20 protein-coding genes and 2 pseudogenes are annotated in these 21,236 nt (G+C 70.1%); 16 read left to right on the top strand and 6 right to left on the bottom strand.

Annotated features, from left to right (window positions below; genetic code table 11):
* Window positions 1-1,306: 1,306 nt before the first annotated feature.
* A complete protein-coding gene (locus tag IG78_RS0138790) occupies window positions 1,307-1,900 on the bottom strand; it encodes a YbhB/YbcL family Raf kinase inhibitor-like protein (protein ID WP_030573667.1) in 594 nt (197 codons plus the stop codon).
* 342 nt (window positions 1,901-2,242) lie between these two features.
* On the opposite strand from IG78_RS0138790, the gene IG78_RS0138785 reads away from it, so the two are divergent.
* From IG78_RS0138785 to IG78_RS51960, 10 genes and pseudogenes are all read left to right on the top strand, one after another.
* Window positions 2,243-2,596: a hypothetical protein gene (locus IG78_RS0138785; protein ID WP_030573665.1), complete on the top strand. Its 354-nt coding sequence runs from the start codon at window positions 2,243-2,245 to the stop codon at window positions 2,594-2,596.
* Between the two features lie 1,113 nt (window positions 2,597-3,709).
* Window positions 3,710-3,922: a hypothetical protein gene (locus IG78_RS0138780; protein WP_030573664.1), complete on the top strand. Its 213-nt coding sequence runs from the start codon at window positions 3,710-3,712 to the stop codon at window positions 3,920-3,922.
* Window positions 3,923-4,012: 90 nt separating this feature from the next.
* Window positions 4,013-6,004: an SMI1/KNR4 family protein gene (locus IG78_RS0138775; protein ID WP_051853452.1), complete on the top strand. Its 1,992-nt coding sequence runs from the start codon at window positions 4,013-4,015 to the stop codon at window positions 6,002-6,004.
* A gap of 116 nt (window positions 6,005-6,120) precedes the next feature.
* Window positions 6,121-6,273, top strand: coding sequence for a hypothetical protein (locus IG78_RS50390; protein ID WP_169749746.1), 153 nt, complete (start codon window positions 6,121-6,123; stop codon window positions 6,271-6,273).
* 120 nt (window positions 6,274-6,393) lie between these two features.
* Window positions 6,394-7,644, top strand: coding sequence for a phenylacetate--CoA ligase family protein (locus tag IG78_RS0138765; RefSeq protein ID WP_030573651.1), 1,251 nt, complete (start codon window positions 6,394-6,396; stop codon window positions 7,642-7,644).
* Window positions 7,645-7,713: 69 nt separating this feature from the next.
* Window positions 7,714-8,244 (top strand): glycine-rich domain-containing protein, encoded by a 531-nt coding sequence (locus tag IG78_RS0138760; RefSeq protein WP_030573648.1) that lies wholly within the window; start codon window positions 7,714-7,716, stop codon window positions 8,242-8,244.
* A 167-nt stretch (window positions 8,245-8,411) separates the two neighbouring features.
* The gene (locus tag IG78_RS0138755) at window positions 8,412-9,737 is read left to right on the top strand and encodes an MFS transporter (protein ID WP_051853459.1); all 1,326 of its coding nucleotides are present in this window, start codon (window positions 8,412-8,414) and stop codon (window positions 9,735-9,737) included.
* Window positions 9,738-10,257: 520 nt separating this feature from the next.
* Complete coding sequence (locus IG78_RS0138750) at window positions 10,258-11,823, top strand: alkaline phosphatase D family protein (protein WP_030573641.1); 1,566 nt, start codon at window positions 10,258-10,260, stop codon at window positions 11,821-11,823.
* Between the two features lie 2 nt (window positions 11,824-11,825).
* The gene (locus IG78_RS0138745) at window positions 11,826-12,737 is read left to right on the top strand and encodes a polysaccharide lyase family protein (protein WP_078965924.1); all 912 of its coding nucleotides are present in this window, start codon (window positions 11,826-11,828) and stop codon (window positions 12,735-12,737) included.
* A gap of 630 nt (window positions 12,738-13,367) precedes the next feature.
* A pseudogene (locus IG78_RS51960) lies at window positions 13,368-13,556 on the top strand (SAM-dependent methyltransferase); the annotation flags it as partial.
* Window positions 13,557-13,977: 421 nt separating this feature from the next.
* On the opposite strand, the gene IG78_RS0138735 reads toward IG78_RS51960, so the two are convergent.
* Window positions 13,978-14,397 (bottom strand): MarR family winged helix-turn-helix transcriptional regulator, encoded by a 420-nt coding sequence (locus tag IG78_RS0138735; protein ID WP_030573632.1) that lies wholly within the window; start codon window positions 14,395-14,397, stop codon window positions 13,978-13,980.
* A 55-nt stretch (window positions 14,398-14,452) separates the two neighbouring features.
* Here IG78_RS0138735 and IG78_RS0138730 point away from each other — a divergent pair, with 55 nt between their 5' ends.
* The 6 genes and pseudogenes from IG78_RS0138730 (at window position 14,453) to IG78_RS0138710 (ending at window position 18,263) form a co-directional block, all read left to right on the top strand.
* Entirely contained in the window at window positions 14,453-14,968 is a 516-nt protein-coding gene (locus IG78_RS0138730) for a DUF6790 family protein (protein WP_030573630.1), read from the top strand.
* A gap of 23 nt (window positions 14,969-14,991) precedes the next feature.
* Entirely contained in the window at window positions 14,992-15,267 is a 276-nt protein-coding gene (locus IG78_RS51955) for a TMEM175 family protein (protein WP_225882403.1), read from the top strand.
* A 38-nt stretch (window positions 15,268-15,305) separates the two neighbouring features.
* A complete protein-coding gene (locus tag IG78_RS51950; RefSeq protein ID WP_225882402.1) occupies window positions 15,306-15,644 on the top strand; it encodes a hypothetical protein in 339 nt (112 codons plus the stop codon).
* Between the two features lie 502 nt (window positions 15,645-16,146).
* On the top strand, window positions 16,147-16,461 hold the full coding sequence (locus tag IG78_RS0138720; protein ID WP_157856024.1) for a hypothetical protein: 315 nt from the start codon (window positions 16,147-16,149) through the stop codon (window positions 16,459-16,461).
* Between the two features lie 43 nt (window positions 16,462-16,504).
* Window positions 16,505-17,635: pseudogene (locus IG78_RS44615) on the top strand (methyltransferase domain-containing protein); the annotation flags it as partial.
* A gap of 64 nt (window positions 17,636-17,699) precedes the next feature.
* Window positions 17,700-18,263 carry a P-loop nucleotide/nucleoside kinase family protein gene (locus tag IG78_RS0138710; protein ID WP_030573625.1) on the top strand — a complete coding sequence of 188 codons (564 nt, stop codon included), beginning with the start codon at window positions 17,700-17,702 and terminating at the stop codon, window positions 18,261-18,263.
* Between the two features lie 76 nt (window positions 18,264-18,339).
* On the opposite strand, the gene IG78_RS49820 is transcribed toward IG78_RS0138710, so the two are convergent.
* The 4 genes from IG78_RS49820 to IG78_RS0138690 all read right to left on the bottom strand — a co-directional run.
* Window positions 18,340-18,948, bottom strand: coding sequence for a beta-ketoacyl-[acyl-carrier-protein] synthase family protein (locus tag IG78_RS49820; RefSeq protein ID WP_157856023.1), 609 nt, complete (start codon window positions 18,946-18,948; stop codon window positions 18,340-18,342).
* 471 nt (window positions 18,949-19,419) lie between these two features.
* Complete coding sequence (locus IG78_RS50385; protein WP_030573620.1) at window positions 19,420-19,686, bottom strand: hypothetical protein; 267 nt, start codon at window positions 19,684-19,686, stop codon at window positions 19,420-19,422.
* Entirely contained in the window at window positions 19,670-20,620 is a 951-nt protein-coding gene (locus IG78_RS50380) for a PQQ-binding-like beta-propeller repeat protein (RefSeq protein ID WP_211267718.1), read from the bottom strand. Before IG78_RS50380 ends, IG78_RS50385 begins: the two co-directional genes overlap by 17 nt.
* 147 nt (window positions 20,621-20,767) lie before the next feature.
* Window positions 20,768-21,236, bottom strand: a 469-nt coding sequence (locus IG78_RS0138690) for a phosphotransferase (RefSeq protein WP_037703252.1), incomplete at its 5' end; no start/stop codon positions are given.

Genomic DNA, 21,236 nt, shown 5'->3' with positions numbered 1-21,236 from the left:
ACGACCACACCACACCAAGCACCCACAACACAGCCACACCAAACACCAAACACCAAACACCAGACAGCACACAGCACACAGCACACAGCACACAGCACACAGCACAAACAACAACGGCGGCCCCCAACCAACCAGAGGGCCGCCAAACACCTCGCCGCCCACAGCAACCGGATGGGAACGTGACCCTGCCTGGTGCTCCTTCACCGATGCCCTGTGTTTCGTCGGGAACCTGCTGGCTTCGCCGCCTTCCTGGATCGCGATCCTGCCGGGTGACGACGAGTGGGAAGTGACCGACAAGGACTTGGATTTCCCCAGGACGCTCGTATGGACTGACGACTCTGTCAACTGACGTCTCACGGGCCTGGAAGCAGGCGGCAGCGGAGGGGCCTGCGCGCCGAGTTCTCCATCGTGGCGCGCACGAGGTGAACAGTGGTGCCGAGATGGCTCTGAGAGGCATCGGCATAAGGCGCGCCCGGACCGCCTACCGGATCCCCGAATCGGTGCTCCAGGAACTGGCTCTGCCCGCACGGCCACCGGTTGCGCGCGTCCCGGAACCGCAGCCGGTGTGAAGGGCTCGCCCGGAGAACGGCTCGCCGCGAACGCGAAGTGGTGCCGCATGTGCGAGTCCCTGGTCGGTGCGTCGTCGGCGGCCGCCGGGGGCCCGTGGTTCTCTGCACCAGGTGCTGCCCGGTGTCGATACTCCCGGCAACCGCGTGCGCCTCGAAGTCTGCTGGGCTGGTCCGAACACCCGCCACGAGCAGACTCAGTGATCCCGCGTCGACGTCACGGGCATCGAGGAGCGTCCCGCAGGCCCGCGGGACGAGTCCTGGCTGTGGGTGACGGCCCATGAGATCCTGGAGGCCGGGATGGCACTCGCTGACACCATCACTGTCAGGGGTGCCGACCCCACTAGATGCGCGTGGAACCAACTACCGCCGAGCGTCGGACCTTTGGGGCCGCTTCTGCCGGTTCGCCGAGTAGTCCGAGGCAAGGGTGTGGGCCGAGCTCCTCCGTCTGGTCCTCGACGATCAGCGCGATGCGGGAGCGTGAGACGCTGCAGGGGCAGCCGATCAGCGGGCGGCCTGCCGGAGGAGCGCCCGTTCGGTGCTGGCCTTGCGGTGGGCGCCCGCCGGGCAGAGCGGTCGGTGATCAGCCAGCGGAACGGCTCCGGACTCCGGAGAAGTGAGGACCGATGGAGTGCCCCCACCGGGCCTCGTTTGCAGGTTGTTGCTGAGCGTCGCGCCGTGCTGCCGCGGCGGACGGGGAGGCGGCAATGCAGAGCTGCGTGCATGCCGGCGTGGCAACGCTATGACTCGCCGCTGATCCTGGCCGAGCCGATCGTCGCCGCGACGATCTCCCTGGCGGCGGTCTGGGTCGACGAGCTGGAGTTCAGGTTGGTCAGCGATGTCTGGTTGAGCGCGTACACGACGAACTCGTAGGTGTTCACCGTCGAGGGCGAGCACGGTCCCTGGTAGCCGTAGAGGCTGGCGCTGCCACGGTAGTAGACCTGCCTGGCTCCTGCCGGGGCCGAGGGGCGGTATTTATGGTCCACGTTCTGGGGGAGCGAGGTCGTGCTCGCCGGGATGTCGTAGATGACCCAGTGGATGAGGTTGGAGTTGTCGAGATCGCGCATGACGATCGCGTAGCTCTTGGCGGTGGCCGGAGCACCCGACCAGGTCAAAGGGGGAGATTCGTTCCTCTTGGCGGGGTCGTTTCCTCCGCCGCTGGTGCACTCGTGGACCTTGGGGATGACGCCGCCGTCGACGAATGCGGTGCTGGACAGCGCGAACGCGCTCCGGGCTGCCGAAGGCGCCGACGAGGTCGACGAAGCGGTCGACGGCGAGAGACCGACGGCCCCGGTGATGAGCAGAGCGCACAGTGCAATTCTTGCACTTCTCACTGGAGGCTCCCGAGGATACTTGTGGTCGCTTGGGTTCCGTGGCGCGAGAGTGGTGATCGTGCGGCAAAACCAGCGTATGCATCGAAGGATTCTGATGTCATGTCACTTATCAATCTGATCGATGTACTTTTCTCGCGTGGGACGCACCCTCGGGCATGCGAGGCAGGGCGAGCCGAGCTGTTCACGACACGGCTCCTCGGTGCGGGCCTGGTTGAGGCGAACGCGGTCTGGCGCATTCGGAATAGAGATCGCATGTGTCGTGGTCGGGCGGTGGACTACTCAGGAGGGTCTAGGTACGCACGCTCAAGCGGAGCACGGGAGTGGCTGCCTAGCATCCGGCACATGACTTCCGTGGAGCAGATGGTCAGGCCGGGGACACCGCAGAGGGTGCGGCCGCAGGTGCGGGGCACCGGGTCGCTGGTGCTGGGCGCAGCGGCGCTCACGATGATCGTTCTTCCGCTGCTGGTGCAGTACCCCGGGCCGGAGTGGGTGCGCTTCTTTCCGTGGTTCTGCATCGCGCCCGCGGGGATCGGCGCGGTCGTCTCCGGCTTCGTCGTGCTGTATCGCGTGCAGGGGCGCAGGGACGTCGACGCCTTCCGGGCCCGCCTGGGCATCACGCTCGGCACGGCAGCCATCGTGCTGCCGGCGGTCGCGCTCCTCTGGTTGATCTGGGCACTGAACCAGGCCGTCGGCTAGACAGTCGATCCGATGACGTCAAGGCAGCCGTTGGCGACCGGTCGCGGCTGTCTTCTACGCGGGCCAGCGCCGTCGCGCCGACTGACCGGCGAATCGGGCGTGAAGGTCTTCGCGCTCACGCCGGTCCCGGTCGCGCAGTTCCCATCTTGGCCGCGCCGGATTACAGGCTGGCCTTCTTGCGGGAAGACTTCGCCCTCGCCTGAGCCGCGGCGGGGCCTGGATGCATACGTTGCACGGCGGGCGGGGCGTGTCCCTTAGCGGGCGGGTTCGCCGGCGGGTCAAAATCGGAGCTCACGGCGACTTGGCAGGCGCAGCGGCCGCGTACGCCGGTTCTGTCTCCGGAAAAAGGTCCAGGCGGTCACAGTCACGACGACGGCCAGGACGAACGTGGTGACCAGGGGCTGCCTTTGACGCCTGTGCCCATCGCCACGAGTGTGGCGGCGTCCGTGAAATCCTCCCGGAAGCAAGATTTGCGCATGCCTGCCACCCTCGCAGGAGGGGCAGCAGACGCAACGCAACGTGCGAGGTATTTCTACTACCCCTTACTTCTGATCACGAAGAACGTAATGACAGCGCCTCCGAGGAGCAACATGATGACGGTCGCCGGCCAGTTGTCAGTATCGCCGCCGCCTGTGGGTACATCTTTCCTCCCACATGGCCTCTCCGGCGAGGACACCGCCGGTCGAGTACGCTCCGTTGACACCCAAGCACATCGCGCGGGAAGCCCCCAGTGCCGGACGAGTTCCAGTTCGTCGTCGGCCTGAGACGGATCGGCAAACGCGAGGGCGAAGGCGTGCAGGGCTTGGGTATGTGCGGCGAGCCTCGGCGTACGTCGCGACATCGTCGGCCTGACCTTTCCGGCCCGCTGCTCCCCCCGCCTTGGCCGCCACGCTCTCCAGCGTCGGCACCACACCCCCACCGGCATCATGCTGATCTTCGGCATCGACAAGTACCGGTCCATGGTGGCCACGGCACGGGATCCACACCGGCTCCGGCCAAGATGTAAACCCTGGTCCCCCCGGCCTCACGGAGACCGGCAGGACGATCACCGAGATCTGCACCGACACCCCCCTACCCCATGCGCAACATCTCCTCAACTAAGTTACTTTCACTATGAGTTACGACTGTACGGTCTCCCCGGACGGTCACAGCCCCACGTATCCGCAAGACGTCTTCGGATGGCGAGCGGCGAGGCACGAGCCGCCCGCGACGTCGAACACCCGCCGCTGCCCCTGCGACTACCGCCTGTCCTTCACCCACGCCCCGGAGATCACCCGGCCCATCCGGACCATCCAGGGCATCCGGCGCATCCGGGGCATCCGCTAAGTCCGGGGTGCGGGCTTGATCAACTGACAGCCCCCGATTGTCAGTGCCGGCTGCGACCGATTGTCAGTGCCGGGTGCGACGATCGCCCACATGACGGAGACAACCGGAACACACGGCGAGTGGCAGGAGTTCCTCGCGCGGTGGAGCGAGGAGTGGGCGGACGCGTGCGGCCCGGACGACGTGCGGGACCCGGGCGACGAGGAGGCCCGCAGCGCCCGCTGGCTGGGCTTCGCGCCCGCGACGCCCGAGCGGATCACCGCCCTGGAGGAACGCCTCGGGCATCGCCTTCCGCCGTCGTACCGGACGTTCCTGGAGATCACCGACGGCTGGCGGAACGCGGGGGACTTCGTGTGGCTCCTCGCGGGCACGGAGCAGGCACACTGGTACGAGGACGACGCGAGCCTCGCCGAGATCTTCGGGGAGGACTTGGACGAGGACTCCACGCCGGAGGAGGTCCTTGAGGCCACGATCTGGACCAGGGCACTCGAACTGGCGGTTGAGTCCGACGTCGTGAGCGTGCTGATGGACCCGCAGGACGTGGACGAGCACGGCGAATGGGCGGTGTACACCTGGGCGCCCTGGCGGGGCAGCCCCCCGGAGCGGCACGCCTCTTTCTGGGCGTACATGAACGACGCCTACCGCGAGTTCCACAGCATGCGGGCGAGCGACGACGACGGGCGCGCGTTCGACAACGCCACCACGCAGGAGCTGGACGAGCGGGTGGCGGAGGCGCGTCGGGACGCGCTGCGCGGTGCGTACGAGCGGGCCGACGCGGTGCTCGCGGAGGCGCAGGAGTTCGGCAGACCGAGGGCCGGGGTGCTGCGAGGCCAGATTCAGTGGCTGCTGGGCGACCGGTACGCCCGGAACTTCGACGGACTCGCAGGCGACCCCGTGTACGCGCCGGAGCTGCTGCCCGTGCTGCTCGCCGAGGACGAGGTGGAGCCTCGGGACCCGGACTGCGACGACCCGTTCACGTCCCCTCTGCCCGTCGCGTCGGACGAGGTGCGCGCACTGGAGCGTGAGGTGCTGCGGCAGTTGCGGGAGGGCAGGTACGAGTACACCGCGCCGGGTCCGTTCGGTGACGCGGTGCGCAGGGCGCGGGAGGAGGCCCGCTGGGGCGGGACGGACGCGGCCTGGCGGATCCTCCTCGCCGCGCTGCCCGGCTGGCAGGCCCTCGGCCCCGACCACATAGCGCCGGTCGGTCTCACCGCCGACCCGCTGCTCGGCCCCCTGCTCACGCCGGAGCGGGCCCGGACGCTGCTGGCCACGCCCCGGGGCGAGGAGGCGACAGGTGCCGTCGCGGCGGCGGTCGACGAGGATCCCGAGGGCCTGGCATGGCTCGCGGAGCAGGCCGGGGACGACGGGCGCGAGGGGTACCGCTTCCTCCTCGTTGAAGGCGTGGAGCCCGTCGCGCTGCCCGCCCTCATCGGCTCCGCAAAGTCCGGGGAGGGGCAGGAATTGCGTGCGCCGACCACACGCTGGGATGCGCGCCTGGCCCGGTGGTCGGGCGCGGTGTTCTCCTCGTACGACGACGAGGCGCAGGTCGCGGTCGGCCGGGCGGGGCGCGGCTGGAGCTTCGCGTTCGACCACGAGCCGCAGGCGTTCGACGAGGCGCGGTTCGTCTCCCCCGCGGTCGCCGCGTCCCGGCACGGCCGTGCCGTGGTGGTCTGGTCCGCGCCCGACATGTTCGACAGCGGCGCGCTGTTCCACCTCTCCGTCGCGGAACACGGCGCGGAGCGGTACGCGTTCACGGTCCTCGGTGCGCGGTGCGAGCGTTCCGGGGAGATACCGGAGGAGTTGCTGCCGGAGCGCCTCTTCCCCGGGGCCGGGGACAGGGGCCGACACGGGGAGCGGCGGGGAGCGGCTGCGGCGCTGGCGGCGATCGCGGCGGCGTTCGGTGTCACCCTGCCCCGACTCGCCCTCACCCGTGGCCGCCTGCACTCCTTCACCACCCGCTCCTGGACGCGCCCGCCGGGCCCGGGCGAGGGGTACGCGGCGGCTTCGCGGAAGCCGCACGCCCCGGGCACCGTGGGAGCGCCCCAGTGGATCAAGCCAAAGTCAGCCCGTCGGGCAGACATTTGAGCCAGCTCGACATTACCCTCCTTTGACTTTCACTTGGACTGTCTTTTACTTTCGGTTGCGGCGGCGAACGCACCGAAGCGCCGCCGCGTTCTGTCACCCTTCCCTGGAGGTACGACGTGGAAAAGCTGGTCGCGAAGATGACGCGGGACGACGTCTGGAAGCAGTGGACTGCCCTGAACTCGCCGAAGACGTCCGGCAAGGACGGCTGTATCAGCGCCGACAAGTCGGGGTGCATCAGCGCCTCCGCGAAGTCCGGCTGCATTTCCTGAGCATCCGTTAGTCGCCCTTGCTACGAGCGGCCCGGCGCGCCCCCGTGGGCGCGTCGGGTCGCCCGCCCCCAACTCCCGCGCCCCCCCAGCTCCCGCGCACCGGCACCCCGAAGGGTGGTCATGAACGGTCAGCCAAGCGCCGACGTCCTCGCCCAGATCAAGGACATCCCGATCTACCGGCCCTCCGTCGAGCGCGGCCACTTCCCCGTCCTGGAGAAGCCTGAGATCGCCCGTGGCTTCCCCGACAACTGGATGACGCCCGCGCTGGCGGCCGCCCTCGAAGCGGGCGAGGCGGAGTTCGTGCTCTCGACTGGCACCAACCACGCGCGGATGCAGATCATCCGGCCCCCTTACTTCCTGCTCAACTCCTACTACAAGTTGTGGAGCGAGCACCCGGACATCGCCGACACCTGGCACGAGGGCTGCCGCCGCGTCTCCCTCACCACCGTCCTCGCGACCGAGCACGTCGCCCGCGTCAACGCCCGCAAGCACGGCGGCCCGCGGGCTCAGCCCGATCCGCTGCCGGGCCTGGAACAACGCCGCCTGGACGAACGGACGTTCTATGTGAACCTGCGGCGTGACCCGGACCTGTGGGACCGCGCGGACGTGGAACGCATGCTCGACGAGATCCGCACCGCGCAGGCGGACCACCCCGAGGGCCGGTACCACCTGGACTGTTCGGGGCCCCATCTCGCCCATCTGGTGCGTAAGGTCGTCGCCTGGGGCCTGTGGCCCGCCTTCCCGCAGCCGGCCAGCATCGTGCACGCCTACGAGTACACACCGCTCAACGTGCGCCGCTACCTCCGCCACCACTTCTCCTGCCCGGTCGTCGACCTGTTCGGCAGCACCGAGCTCGGCTATCTCTTCTACAGCGACCGCACCGGCCGCTACCACCCGTACCTGGACCGGATGAGCGTCGAGCTGATCCCCGTGGAGCCGGGCAACAGCCGTATCCACAGCCTCATCGTGACCAGCGTCCGCAACCCCCACATGCCCCTGGTCCGCTACCGCTCGGGCGACTGCGTCCGCACCGACGACGGTTCCACGGACCCGGCCCGCATCTCCCGGTTCTGCGGCCGCGAGAAGGAGTTGCTCGACACCGTGCGCGGTCCGGTGGCGCAGGGCGACCTCGACGACGTGGTCACCGCCGCCTCACCCCGTGTCTTCGTCCACCGGCTCGACACCCGCACGCCGGGCCGTGCCCTGCTCGACTACACGACCTTCGACGGCTCCCCGCTCGCCCCCGCCGAAGCGGACGCACTGCGCCACGGCGTCGCCGAACTCGCCGCGCGGGACGCCGACGTGCGGCACCGGGAGCACATCCCCATCGGCGCCTCCGGCAAGTACGCCTGGCTCGCCCAGGACGCCTAAATACCCTCTGCCTCGCCCTGGCCCCCGCACCCTCTGTCCACGCCCCGTCCCACGCCTTCCGGGAGCACCATGACCACCCAGCCGACCGTGTCCGTCGACGACCTCAGGGCCCTGCTCGGCGAGGCCCTGCACTCCGAGGTGGCGGCCCACTTCACCGCGGTCACCGAAGCACCGCGGGAGTATGTCGAGCGTCAGGTCATCGAGTGTCTGCGCTATCTCTACCTCGTCTCCCGCCATCCCGACCGGCTCAGCGGTCTCTTCCTCCCCGTCGAGCAGGAGATCGACGAGATCTGGCACTACCTCATCCTTCAGACCCGCGAATACCGCGTCCTGTGCGAACAACGCCTGCCGGGCGGGTTCTTCGTCGAGCACCGCAGCATCGCCTACGAGGACTACCAGCGCGAGCCGGGCCGCGAACAGGCCGTGGAGGAGGCGCTGCGCTGGATCCCCTTGTACGTGGCGGAGTTCGGGCCCTTCGACGACGGGGCGCTGCCGCACTGGACGATCGTGCGCTTCCTGCACGAGCAGCTCGACATGTCGCTGCGTGAGATCAGCGAGCTCGCCCCGATGGCGGCGCCCCAAGGGGCGGCCGGCAGTTGAGGTTCCGCGCCCGCCCCACCACCGGCCCCACAAGCCGCTCCTCCAGCCGCCCCGCCACCGGCTCTGCCAGCGCTCCTGTCACCGCTCCTGCCACCGATCCAGCCGTCGGAACTCCGCCGCCGCCCCCGGCCGACGACCCTCCTGAGCAGCGACGGGTCCTCGTCGTCCTGATCCTGTCGCAGATCCTCAGCGGCGCCGGGCTCGCCGCCGGGATCACCGTGGGCGCGCTGCTCGCCGAGGAGATGCTCGGCTCGACCTCGCTGGCCGGGCTGCCCGCCGCCCTGTTCACGGGTGGTGCGGCTCTCGGCGCGGTGGGCGTGGGGCGCGTCTGCCAGCGCTGGGGCCGCCGTCCCGGACTCGCCTCCGGGTACGCGGTGGGGGCGCTCGGCAGCCTGGGAGTGGTCGGCGCGGCCGCGGCGGACAGCGCACCACTGCTGTTCGTCTCCCTCGTCGTCTACGGCGCCGGTACGTCGACCAATCTGCTCGCCCGGTACGCGGGCGCGGATCTGGCACGGCCCGAACGCCGTGGCCGTGCCATCAGCACGGTCCTCCTCGCGACCACGCTCGGCGCCGTGGCGGGGCCCAACCTGGTGACCTGGTCCGGATCGGTCGCGCACGCCTGGGACCTGCCCCGGCTCACCGGTCCCTTCCTGCTCGCGGTGGCGGCGTTCACCTCGGCCGCCGTGGTCCTCGGCTGCTTCCTGCGCCCCGACCCACTGCTCCTCGCTCGCTCACGAGCGGCCGAAACGGAGAGAACGAAGCAAACGGAAGGCAAGGAGAGCAAGGACGCCGAGGAGGACCGGGACGAGGCGCCGTCGTCACACGGCCTCGACGGGGCACCGGCCCCCGCCCCCTCCCTCTCCCCCACCGACGTCCGCGCCCTCGTCACCGGCACCACCGTCATGGTGCTCACCCAGCTCGTGATGATCTCCGTCATGACGATGACGCCGGTCCACATGACAGCCCATGGGCACGGCACCCAGCTCACCGGGCTCGTCATCGCCCTGCACGTGGGCGCGATGTTCCTGCCCTCACCGCTGTCCGGGCGGCTCGTGGACCGGCTCGGACCCCGGCCCGTCGCCGCGGCCGCGGGGGCGACGCTGTTCGCCGCGGGGTGCACGGCCGCCCTGGCGCCGCCGCACTCGGCGGCGGCCCTTGCCGTGGCGCTCGTCCTGCTCGGGTTCGGCTGGAACCTCGGGCTGCTCAGCGGCACGGCCATGGTCACCGCGGCGACGCCACCGTCCACGCGGGCCGGCACACAGGGCCTGGTAGACGTGGGGATCGCCGTCGCCGGAGCGTCCGGCGGTTTGGCGTCGGGCGTCGTCACCGCGTCGGGCGGGTTTCCCGTCCTCGCGTTCGGCGGCGGCGTCCTCGCGCTCGCCGTGCTGCCGCTGGTCCTCGTGACCGCACGCGCCACGCACCCGCAACGCCCCGCGGGGCGGCACGCAACTTGCGGAACCGGTGGTCGAGTCCGCCCGCACCGCTCTTCGTAGCCCTCGCGGTCTCGATGACAAAGCCCGTCTGCTCCTCGTGGCGGGCGGGGCAGCGGCCGATGGTGGTGTGACGGACCACTTCCGAGGTGGTGTAACGCGAAGAGGCCCTCCCCCCAGCCGACTCCCCCATTCCGGGGAGGTCCAAGGGCACATGAGTGAGGTTGCTCAGTACTCCGCTGCCGGGCGTGCCGGACAGGAGGTCGAGCCGGTAAAGTCCCCGCGGTCGGGGGGATGGCTGCCGTACCGCAGGCGGTCACCAACCGCTCCGCTCACCGGCCCTGGCGCACCAAACGATATTGCGCAGCCCCACCCCAGGCGCGCGACGGAAGGTCGGCGGGGCCGCTCGGCAGCCGGAGAGCCGGGCCGCAGCAGAGCGCTGGGCTCCGCGCCGACGGCCGGGTGCCGCCCGACGAGTTCGAACGACCCCTCCCATCCGGCAGATCTTCACCTGTCCGCCGCGCTGTGGCCACCCCAGCCGCGAACGATCTGTCCGGATCTGAACAACGCCCGGGAGAGACACATGAGTTCTGTATTCCCTACGTCCTCCGGCCTGGACCGGCGCCACTTCCTGCAGGCGGCCGGCGTGGGCGTCGGCGCACTGCTCGCCGGTGCCGGACTGGCCGGGCAGGCGGAGGCGACGTCCGGTGCCCCGCGGCTGCGTGACGGACCGTTCCGCCTCGGCGTGGCCAGCGGTGAGCCGGCGTCGGACGGCTGCGTGCTGTGGACCAGGCTGGCGCCAGAACCCCTGGCTGAGGACGGGCACGGCGGCATGCCCCGCGCGGGCTACGGCGTGCAGTGGCAGGTCGCCGAGGACGAACGGTTCCGCCGCGTCGTGCGCTCCGGCACCGCCCTGGCCCTGCCCGAGCTGGGACACTCCGTGCACCCGCAGGTGCACGGTCTACGGCCGGGGCGCCAGTACTTCTACCGCTTCCGTGCCCAGGGCCACACCAGCCCCGTCGGCCGGTTCCGCACCACGCCCCCCACCCGTTCCCGCGGCGCCTTCACCTTCGCCACCGCCTCCTGCCAGGCGTGGTACCACGGCCACTTCTCCGCGTACCGCGACTTGGTGGCCAAGGACCCCGACGTGGTGTTCTTCCTCGGCGACTATCTCTACGAGTACGGCATCACCGCGGCCAACATGTGGCGCAACGCCCCGCTCCCCGGGGCCCGGCACGAGCTGGAGACCAACACCCTCGCCGACTACCGGGTGCGCTACTCCCTGTTCAAGACCGACCCCGACCTGCAGGCGGCACACGCGGCGGCACCCTGGATTCTCACTCCGGACGACCACGAGGTGCAGAACGACTACGCCGACGAGAGGTCCTACTACGGCCTGAGCGAGGAGGACTTCCTGCTACGCCGGGCTGTGGCGTACCGCGCGTACTACGAGAACTGTCCGCTGCCCCCGCTCGCCCTCGCCCACGGCCCCGACGCGCGGCTCCACCGCCGGCTGCGCTACGGCGGCCTCGCCACCTTGCACGTGCTCGACGCCCGCCAGTACCGCGACGCCAAGCCCGCGAACACCGAGGAGCAGTACGCGCCCGGCCGCACGCTGCTCGGTGCCGAGCAGGAGCGGTGGCTGTACCGCGGGCTGCGGTCGTCCGACACCCGGTGGAACCTGCTGTTCCAACAGGTCGGCCTGGTCAAGGTGACCGAGAACCGCGTGGACCAGTGGGACGGCTTCCCGGCCGCGCGGCAGCGCCTGCTCGACGTGCTCGGCGAGCGGGGCGTCGCGCCCTCCGTCGTCTTCACCGGCGACTGCCACCGCTCCATCGCCGGCGACCTGCTCGCCGACTTCGCCGACCCCGGGTCCGCAGTGGTGAGCAGCGAGTTCCTCGGCACCTCGATCGCTTCCGACGGTGACGGTGCACCGACCGACAACTTCACCAAGGACTGGATGCAGCATCCCTGGATGAAGTTCTACGACGGTCGTCGCGGCTACGTCCTGGGCCACGCCGACGCGGACGCGATCACCGCCGAGTACCGCGCCGTCCCCTATGTCCGTGCCGACAACCAGGCGGCGGGCTTCGCCCTCGACCGGTTCCGCGTCGAGCACGGCCGCACCGGCATGCAGAAGGTGAGCTGATCATGACCGACACGACTCTCCCGGCCGCGTCCACGGTGGCCGCGACGCACCCGGGACGCAGGCACGAGCACCACGTGCCCGGCACCGTTTCCGGCCTCACCGCCACCGGCGGGCTCGCCGTCGTCGAGCTTTCCTGGCGCTCCTACCGGCCGCGGCACGGGCAGCTCGTCGACCACTACGAGGTGTACGTCTCCGAGCGCGCCGGCCGGGCAGGGGGCCTCGCCGGCACGGCGACCCTGCTGGGGCGGACCCTCTACCCACACTTCACCCACCGGGTCGGCCCTGAGCCGCGGACCCGCTACTACAGCGTCGTCGCCGTCGTCGACTCGGGTGCGCGCACCCGCTCAGCACGTCCCGTAGCGGCCGTGAACGCCCGCTCTGTCGCGGCGGGCCGAGCGGTGGCACAGGTCGGTGAGTTCGACCACAAGGGCCTGGAGTTCGCCCTGTCGCCGGACCAGAGCGCCAGCTACCGAACCGCCTTCCCCACCGGCGTCAACTACCGGTACGGCAGCTCCACTCCCGGCCGCGACTGGTGCTACCTCCACCCGGGGCCCCTTGACGCCTGGGCCGGCCGCAAGGAGCACACCTTCACGCTCCGCTTCGACCTGAGCCTGGCCCCGAAGGATGACCTGGCCTGTGCGCTGTGGCTGATCGACTCACACGCGACCGCCGCGGGCGGCGCCGAGGTGACTCTCAATGACAGCCCGGTGCGGACCCTTGAGTTCCGCGGCGGTGCCACCCGCGGCTCGGTCGAGGGTGACGCCGCCCGCCCGGGCACCGCGCTCAAGCCCTCGTACTACGAGTTCCCGGTGGCCGCCGGGCTGTTCAGGGCTGGGGAGAACGTGCTGAAGGTGCGCAAGACCAGCGGTTCCTGGATCGCCTACGACGCGCTGGGGATCTTCGCACGGGAGTGAGCGCCGGGCGCCCCGCCCCCGACGGGTCCGCGGTTTCAGCCGGGCGGCGGGGGCGGGGGCTGCGGCCTGGGGGCTCGCGCGTCGAGGGTTCACGGCGCGTGCGTGCGGCCGAACCCACGGTTCAGCAGGGATCTTCGGCAGGGCTCCAGACTCAGTGGGGGTTACATGTCCTACCTGATCGTCATCCTGGTCGTGTTCGCGACTGCCGTCGGTGTGTGCCTGGTCGTACTGGGGCGCGGAGGCGGTGCCGGTGAGCGCGGCACGCTGGAGCGCGGGGCAGAGACCAGGAACTGGCCAAGGCGCTGGGCACGAGGAACGCCACCCGGCACAACTCCGTCTTCCCATGAACCCCGGGCCCGCCGAACTCGCGCCGCCGGCCAGGACGCGGCGAGGAGTTGGGGGCCGATAGGCGCCCATGGGCGTGCAGCCGCATCACGGACGGCATCCGAGTGCGTGCAGGCCTCGTTTGTCGCCGTCAGTCAACTGCGGCATGGACGGATGGGCTAGCTCCACGGCCTGCAGGCCCGCAGCACTTCGGCGAGGATCGCGCTGCCCGCCCCGGCCCGTCGCGTACCTTCATGACCCAGATGGCGCACCGGCCGTGTCAGTGGGGCCGTCTAGATTCTCCGTGTGACTGAGCCTTCCTACCTCGCCGCGGTCCGGGAGTCGTACGACACCGTGGCCGATGCCTACACGACCCTCGTCAAGCCCCCGTCCGAGCCGGATCCCTTGTCACGGTCGGTCCTGTCCGCTTTCGCCGAACTGGTCCACACATCTGCCCCAGGACCCGTCGCAGACGTGGGCTGCGGACCTGGGCGTTCCCATTCGGGCTCGAACTCCTCAGGCTCCTTGTCCAGCATCGCGAAGGACTGGACCCGAGCCCTGTCGCTCTCGGCGGCGAGCTCCTCATGCAATCGCTTCCGGGCGGGACAGGGCACCTTGTGGGTTGCGATGGCCGTCAGGGCCTCGACGGCGAGGGGGTGGGCACGCAAGTCGGAGTGTTCCAGCGCAAGATCGAGGGCATGGCGGCACATGGGCTCAAGCTGACCGGGGCCAAAATCGGCCACGTAGCTGATGAAGGGTTCCCGTTTGAGTAGCGGTGAGTCGATGAGAGCCTGCCCCCCCGCTCGGTCTCCGGGCGGCGCGAACTGCCCGTTCGCGCCCGACGAGGCGGCGTAGTGGTGGTGGGCATCGCTGTCCGGGAGCTGAGCGGGGGGCCGTGGAGCGCGTGGCGGCGTACTCAGTCGGATGCGAGGAGTGCGGCCAGCCGGAGGGTGTCTTCGAGGTAACGGTCGTAGGGAAAGCCGGCGGCGACGAGTGCGGCCCGGAACTCCTCGTCGAGCGGCTTTCCTGTGGTGTGGAAGGCTTCCCGGCCGGCCTCGGTGAGGCGGACCAGCCGCCGCCGCGCGTGTTCGGGGTCGACGGTGATCTGCACCAGGCCGTCCGCCTCCAGTGGCCGTAGCGCCCGGCTGATCGCCGGGTCGGACACCAACAGAGCCTGCGCGAGCCGATGCTGCGTCGTCGGCTCGATGTCCTCCAGCGTACCGAGAAGTCGAATCTGGCTGTAGGTCAAACCGTCGGGGCCATCGCTACGCCGCCGGGCCGCCTCACCCAGCAGCATGACCACGCGGTGCAGTAGGTCTGCGAGTCCGTTGTCCACAGCACCACTGTACCTGACTGTTGTGCGGTTAAGATTAACGTGTTAAGACTGAGTCATGCGTAGCCTCTCCTACCTCGCACAGTCCGCGTTCCCCCTGGTGTGGCTCCTGGTGCCGGCCGTCGGAGCCTTCATCCGGACCCGCCACGCCCCCTCCCCCCAGCATGCGTTGGAAACCTGGCAACGCTGGTGGGCCATCGGCGCCTTCGGCTGCGGCAGCCTATGGATGACGGTCGCGTTCCTCTGTGCCCCGGACGTCATGGCAACGGCGATCGGCTTCGACCGGACGCCCTTCATGTTCGAGATCGCCTTCGCCAACCTCGGGCTGGCCGTCATGGGCTTCCGGGCCGCCTCGGCATCCGCGCGCGAGCGCATCACCATCGGGCTCAGCGGCGGGATGTTCCTCTGGGGAGCCCTGGCCGGGCACGTCTACCAGTGGTTCGCACGCGGTGACCACTCCCCCGGCAACACCGGCGGAGTCCTCGTCAGCGACCTTCTGATCCCGGCAGTCATGATCATCCTGGCTGTGCGCGCCCGGCGCCTGGAGCCGGCCACGCAAGCCGCCGCCGTCTGACACCCCAGGAGCAGTTCCGCGTCATGGCGACTCACCACGGCCACGCCCCCGACAGCCAGAACGACGAGACTCGAACGGTCGCCGTCGGCCGACTCACCGCGTTCGCGGACGCGGCCATCGCGATCACACTCACCTTGTCGGCCCTGGACCTCCCCGTCCCCGCCGGTGACACCACCGGTGCCACGCTGCGTTCGGTGTCGGACCACAGCAAGGCGTACCTGGCCTTCGCGCTCAGCTTCGTGGTGATCGCCGCCCACTGGCGGGCCCATCACGAGACCTCTGGTATGTCCGCTCGCTGAGCACCCGACTGACCAGCCTCACCCTGGCGTGGCTGTTCATGCAGATCCTGATGCCGTTCGCGACCCGAATGATCACCGCCGACGGCGCCTTGCCGCCCCGGTTCAGCCTCTACGCGATCGTGCAGGTCCTGGCGTCCGCGCTGATCGCGCTGATGATCCGGGAGATCCGACGCGAACACCTGTACCACACCGACGTTCCGCCCCGGGCGTTCGCCCAGAGCGGGGTGCGCAACATCTGCCTGGCCGCGATGTTCGGGGTGTCCGTCCCTGTCTCGTTCCTGACCACGAGCACCGGCGCGTACCTGTGCTGGCTCACGGCGCCTCTCGTGCTAGCCGTCGCCCAACGCATCCAGAACCGCGCACCGACCCATGCCTGACGACGGGTGGTGTCCCCTTGCGCGACGGGCCCGGACTTCGCCCTCGCGGAGGGCACACGCGCCGAGCGCGACCGCGTACTTCTGCAACTCCGAACCTGCCCCGGTTTGGCTCGGCGTCCTGGACGAGCACGCCCCGCATCTGTTGGACGCCGACCCGGGCGCCGGCCGACGGCTCCGTTCCTCACCCGCGTCGCCCGGAACCCGGCCACCGCCCGGGCCTGGATGACCGCCCACGCCGAGCCGGTCTCCGCCGTCGGCCACCTCGCGGTGAACGCCGTGCTGACCCCGGCCTGCCGCCCCGGCGCCATCGTCCCCGCCACCCCTGCCAGCAGGCCGTCCCGGACGGCTGGGCCCCGCACGGCCCCGGTGACGGCTGGACGGCGCACTGGACCGCCGCCAGCGGCAGTCCGCCGACAGGCACGGACCCGCCGGCCCGGCAACGGCCTCCGGGGTGAGTGCCTTCGACGTGCTCAACGACCTCAGGCCCCGGAGGGAGAACCTGATGGGCAGGCCGGTAGGCGACCTGAGCGTGGCGGCGCCGCGCCTGCTGTGCGCGCTGGTGTCCGCCGCCCACGGCGCCGGACCGCATCCCCGGATCCGGGTGATCCGCGCGGTCGCGGCCGGTCCGCTGCGCCGCGACCTTCAGGCGGCCGCCCGGCACCTCGTCTTCGCCGGAGACCTCGACCAGGTCACAGCCGAGGACCCGGCCACCATCAGCCTGCCGCAGAATCCGAGGGACAGGTACGTGGCCATATGCGCCGCCATGGCGGTGGTGCCGACCGCCGCCGAACGCGACCGGCTGAAGAAGCTGGCTTAGGGTCACAAGACTCCGCACCAAGCCCCGGCAGCGTGCAGCAGCCGTCCTCCTTGCGGCACGTGGCCGGGGTAATGCCAGGATCGCCGCCGAAACCCACCTGCTCGTGGACACGGTGCGCACCCGGCGCGGCCGGTTCGCTCGCGGTGGTCTGCCGGCCCTGGCCGACCGCAAGCGCTCAGAGCGCCCCGCCAGTTTCACCCCCGTGCAGGTCGCCGAGGCCAAGGCGCTGGAGTGCCATCTGCCCGCCGAGACCGACAAGGCCCAGCGGATGCTGGACCGGTACGCCCACACGTTCGACGGCGTCCCGCTGGGTGAGGGCGAGTACGTCGTCTCCAGGGACGAGAAGACCGCCGTCCAGGCCCCCTGCCTCTGTCATCCGACCCTGGCCCCGGGCCGGGCCCGGGGGATGCGCGTCAACCACGAGTACAACAGCGGCGGCGCGCTGCCCTACCTGGCCGCCTACGACGTCCACCACGCTAAGGACTTCGGACGCTGTGAGTCCAAGACCAGCATCGCACCCTTCATGAACCTGGTCACCGAGGTCACGACCACAGAGCCCTACGCCGGCGTGGGCCTGACAGGCCACGCGGACGGCGCCCCGTACGACCGCACCATCGCCACCTGCGGCGTCACCACCGTGCCCTACGCATGGGTCGAGCAGACCCGCCCCAGGGGCCTGATCCTGGCCGCCGTGTGCGGATGGCTGTACTCCTCGGAACTCGCCCGCCTCTCTGTGGGTGACGACGGAACTGCCCGCGTGCCGCTCCTCGGCGGGGGAATCTCGTTCATGATCGCGCGGCCACAGCTCCCGCCTCCGCTTGGCACCCTCCCCGACCTGGACACGGGAGACGAGCGGCCCGCGGTCTTCGCCGCCGATGTGCTGGACGACTGGACGACGCGCTTCGTCGCTCAGATCGCCGCGCCGGGCGCCCAGCGCTTCACCCTGCATCGCAACGGGCGCGCCGAACACGTCCTTCTCGACGTCACCTCCGGGTCGTGGGCCGCGCTCACACAACAAGACGACACCTGGACCGTCCGGCAAGGAGGCGGGGAGCGGCTGTGGGACGCGGCAGAAGAGCACGTGGCTGCCTGGCGATCGGACGGCGCCCCAGGCCTGGAACGCTTCGAGGTCACCGTCACACCACAAGGCCAGACCATTACCTGGTCCAGGTAGGCGCATCAGTACTGTGGCAGGGCTGAGGCACGGCCCATACGGAGGATCTCGGAGGCGTCGGGTGATGCAAGTCAGAAAGCCGCACTGGACCAAGCCCGTGCTGGGCGTAGTCGGCGGGCTTCCAGCCACGGGAAAGTCGACCGCGGCACGAACCCTGTCGCGGGAACTCAACGCCAGCTACCTGCGGATCGACACGATCGAGCAGTCACTTACCCGATTCTCCGCATATGGCGCGGACACGGCCGCGCTGCGTCACGCCGTCAGTTGGGGGCTGGGCTACGAGGTCGCGTACGCCATGGCCGAGGACCTGCTAGCCCAGGGGCTGTGCGTCTTCGCCGAATGCGTGAACCCGATGAAGGTGACGCGGGACGCCTGGGCAGCGGTGGCCAAGCGCACCGAGGCCGACCTCTTCGAGGTCGAACTCATCTGTTCCGACCCGGCGGAGCATCAGAGCAGGGCCACGGCACGCACCGTGGACATTCCCGATCTGGCCCTGCCGACTTGGCGTGACATCGTCGAACGGGACTATGAACCGTGGGACCGCGACCACATCGTCGTGGACACCGCGGGCAAGTCGGTGGAGGACACCATCGCGGAACTCCACGACGTTTTGGGCATCACCGGCTGAATGACGGCTCGCCCGCTCGGCTACATCCGGCGGGCCTGGCGGTCCGACAAACGGCGTGAGAAGTGGGAGCCGTTCGCTAGAGCGTCTTTCCGGCCAGGGCGGTGGTGTGCAGTCCGGGTGAGGCGGAGTAGAGCACGGTGCGGGCGCCGGGTTGTGTGCCGTGCTGGTGGGTGCGGTCGAGGAGGTCCAGGACGGAGGCGCCGCCGCGGTTGCCGCTCGCGTACGCCTTCCAGGTCGGGTCCAGCAGGTCGGGGGCCAGCCGTTGGGCAGGGAATCGCGCATCTGCTCCAGGACACGGGGTCCGCCGGGGTGGGCCAGGAGCAGGTCCGGTCGCCAGTGGGGCCCGTAGCGGGTGTCCAGCCACTCCCAGATGGGGGGGCAGGCTTGCTGCCATCGCCCGCGGTCCTGCCCGGTCCATGCGGAAGTACACGCCGTCGGCTTCGCTTTCCAGGCGGTGCAGGTGGGCGGTGTGGGGGAGGGTGGCGTGGTGGGCTGCGTCCAGGCGCAGCCAGTGGCCGGTGCGGTGGCGGCCGGTGACGGCGATGGCGGCGGCGCAGTCGCTGAACAGTGCACTACGGTGTGCACGAGCGGCGGGTGCAGGTCGGCCCCGTCCAGGACGTCGAGGAGCACCACCGCGCGCGGCGTGCGCGGGGCGAGGTCGGCTGCCGGGATGGGGGCCTGCCACCAGCGCTCGTCGCGGGGGTGCCGGCCGGGCGCGTCACAGCGTGTCGCACTCGCCCAGTCAGTCCCGACGCTGCCCAATGACCATGATCTCCCCCGTGGTCCCGTGGCGTATGCGGCGGCGGTCTCCGTCGGGGTGGAGGTAGGGGTCGCGGCGCTGGCGCCACAGGCTCCGTACCGTCTCGTCTTGCAGGATGTGGTCGCGGATCTGGGGCAGGCGGGCGTGGTCGGGGTGGGCCAGCAGGGCGTAGTGGAGCTGGCTGACGGCAGTCTTTAATTGATCTTGAGTGGTGAATCATAGTGCGGTGATACGTCGCCATGAGCTGTCTGATGCCGAGTGGGACCTGATACGCCCGTTCATCCCTGCTGATGTGGGCGTGACATGAAGGCAAATCCCAGGAGGGCGAGTTGACCGGCTCCCGCCCCTGCACCACCTTCCCCGGACCGCGAGCTGATCTGCCTGTTGTGCGGTACCTCAGCCCCTGGTGGGGTAGGCGAGGAGTTCACGGCCCACCAGGACCAAGCCCCGGTACTCGTTTACCAATACCGGAGCCACGTCGAGCCCGGCGGGCCTGTCCTTGCCGGTCCGGGCGTCAAGGGCCACCGCGGTGGTCGACGAGGTCCGGGCGTAGATCCTTCCGTGCCAGGATGCTGTGACATCCGGGGCGAAACGGCCGTCGGCCTGGTCGTCCTCCAGCCGCCAGAGTCCTTGCCGCTGGTGGAGTCTAGGGGCGCGTGCCACCGTCACCGGCGTAGCCCCGCACCCGGACGAGGGACGGGCCGGCAGATTCGACGGTGGTATGACCGATGTTCTTTTCTGTCCGCCACTTCTCCCTGCCGGTGGCTGGGTCGGCCCCGACCAGTTGGTCGGGGCCGAATCCGCCGAGAATATCGACGCCGACCGCGGCCTCGGCGGTGACGGCCCGCGTCCGGATGTTCTGTGCTGTCCACCGCACCTGGTGCGTGGCGATGTCGATACCGGCCGTCGCTGCGTTGTAGCCGGTGTACACAGTCACGATGACGTTGCCGCCCGCGAAGCCGACCGCGTGAGCCTCGGGCGTGGAGTTGTCCCGTTGTGCCCATATTTGCGGGACTGTGAGCGATGTGCTCCAGGCGGTCTTTCCTGTCTCTGGCATGGTGGCGACGACCTCGAGCTCCATCGAGGGAGACTGCGTTCCAGCGCCAGGCCGTCTGGTGACGAACGGTGTCACGACCAGGGAGCCGTCGGCCGACACGAGCGGCTCGGTCGCATCATCGTCTTCGCCCAGGGCCTCCGCGCGCGGGCGCGCCACCGCCACCACCTTCCCGGTGGTCAGGTCCACGGTCTGCATTCGATCGACGGAGGCCACATACGCCGACGTACGGTGCAGGGCCACCGCGAGGTCACGCACATCGCCCAGCAGATTGATCCGGCCCGCCGGCGCCTCCGGCGGCAGGGCCACCGCTCCCCGGGCCGTGAACGACTCCGGCGGATCGTGCGGAGCGCGCTCCGGCCTCCCATTTTCTGCGGGCCCCTTCGAGGAAGAATCCGACGGCACCCTGTCTGCCGGGCCCCTGTCTGCCGACGAACCGCAGGCCGAGAGGCCAATGGCGAGAAGTGCCACAAGGCAGAACTGCCGCGCGCGCATGCACTCCCTTTCCACCCGCAGCGAGGTAACGCTGCCGCTGATGATCAAACCGCAGCATGACACGCCCCTCACACGGTCGGATGCGGGTGCTCGGACACTGGCCGAAAGCCGACGGAAGAGCCGCCTGCCCTGCATAGGACGCCGGCTGGGACAGGCCAGTGGGAGCACTGCCCGCCGGCCTCCTATGAGCGGCGGTCAGCTTGGCGTCGTTCCCGCTCGCGTCAGCTCAAGTATCAACTCCATGGCTTCACCGAGAAAATGCGTCTCGCTCTCGTTCATTGACGGGTCGGCCGTGTTGCCGACAGCGACCTGCGCCAGGATCAGGGCCGACATTGCCCAGTCCAGTCCGGGTGGCCCTTCCTCGGTGTTGCGCCAGTCGATCACCACGGGTCTGCCCGAGGTGAGCATCACGTTGTCCGGGTGCAGGTCGAGGTGGAGGATGCGATTGACGGGGTCGGCGGAGACCCGTGCGGGAACCGAGTGCAGGCGGTGCAGCAGATCGGCGAGCCCCGCTCCTGCTTCCTCGGTCGTGATCGTGCCCTGCAGCAGCGCCTGAAGCATGGAGGGGCCGTGCAGCCGCTGCATCACCAGGTCGGTTCGCGGCGCCGTGCTGCCTCCGGAGGCCGCCGGGTCCCGGAGGCGGGGCACCGGATACCCGTGCTCC

Source organism: Streptomyces aureocirculatus (assembly GCF_000720475.1).
GTDB classification, from domain to species: Bacteria; Actinomycetota; Actinomycetes; order Streptomycetales; family Streptomycetaceae; genus Streptomyces; species Streptomyces aureocirculatus.
Note: the sequence above shows the minus strand (reverse complement) of the source record. Positions and strands in the feature narration are given on the sequence as shown.

What these genes read in the sequence shown, in the direction of transcription:
- IG78_RS0138785 (WP_030573665.1), top strand. Translation starts at nt 2,243, where the DNA reads ATGACTTCCGTGGAGCAGATGGTCAGGCCGGGGACACCGCAGAGGGTG.
- IG78_RS0138780 (WP_030573664.1), top strand. Translation starts at nt 3,710, where the DNA reads ATGAGTTACGACTGTACGGTCTCCCCGGACGGTCACAGCCCCACGTAT.
- IG78_RS0138775 (WP_051853452.1), top strand. Translation starts at nt 4,013, where the DNA reads ATGACGGAGACAACCGGAACACACGGCGAGTGGCAGGAGTTCCTCGCG.
- IG78_RS0138765 (WP_030573651.1), top strand. Translation starts at nt 6,394, where the DNA reads ATGAACGGTCAGCCAAGCGCCGACGTCCTCGCCCAGATCAAGGACATC.
- IG78_RS0138760 (WP_030573648.1), top strand. Translation starts at nt 7,714, where the DNA reads ATGACCACCCAGCCGACCGTGTCCGTCGACGACCTCAGGGCCCTGCTC.
- IG78_RS0138750 (WP_030573641.1), top strand. Translation starts at nt 10,258, where the DNA reads ATGAGTTCTGTATTCCCTACGTCCTCCGGCCTGGACCGGCGCCACTTC.
- IG78_RS0138745 (WP_078965924.1), top strand. Translation starts at nt 11,826, where the DNA reads ATGACCGACACGACTCTCCCGGCCGCGTCCACGGTGGCCGCGACGCAC.
- IG78_RS0138730 (WP_030573630.1), top strand. Translation starts at nt 14,453, where the DNA reads ATGCGTAGCCTCTCCTACCTCGCACAGTCCGCGTTCCCCCTGGTGTGG.
- IG78_RS51955 (WP_225882403.1), top strand. Translation starts at nt 14,992, where the DNA reads ATGGCGACTCACCACGGCCACGCCCCCGACAGCCAGAACGACGAGACT.
- IG78_RS51950 (WP_225882402.1), top strand. Translation starts at nt 15,306, where the DNA reads ATGCAGATCCTGATGCCGTTCGCGACCCGAATGATCACCGCCGACGGC.
- IG78_RS0138720 (WP_157856024.1), top strand. Translation starts at nt 16,147, where the DNA reads ATGGGCAGGCCGGTAGGCGACCTGAGCGTGGCGGCGCCGCGCCTGCTG.
- IG78_RS0138710 (WP_030573625.1), top strand. Translation starts at nt 17,700, where the DNA reads ATGCAAGTCAGAAAGCCGCACTGGACCAAGCCCGTGCTGGGCGTAGTC.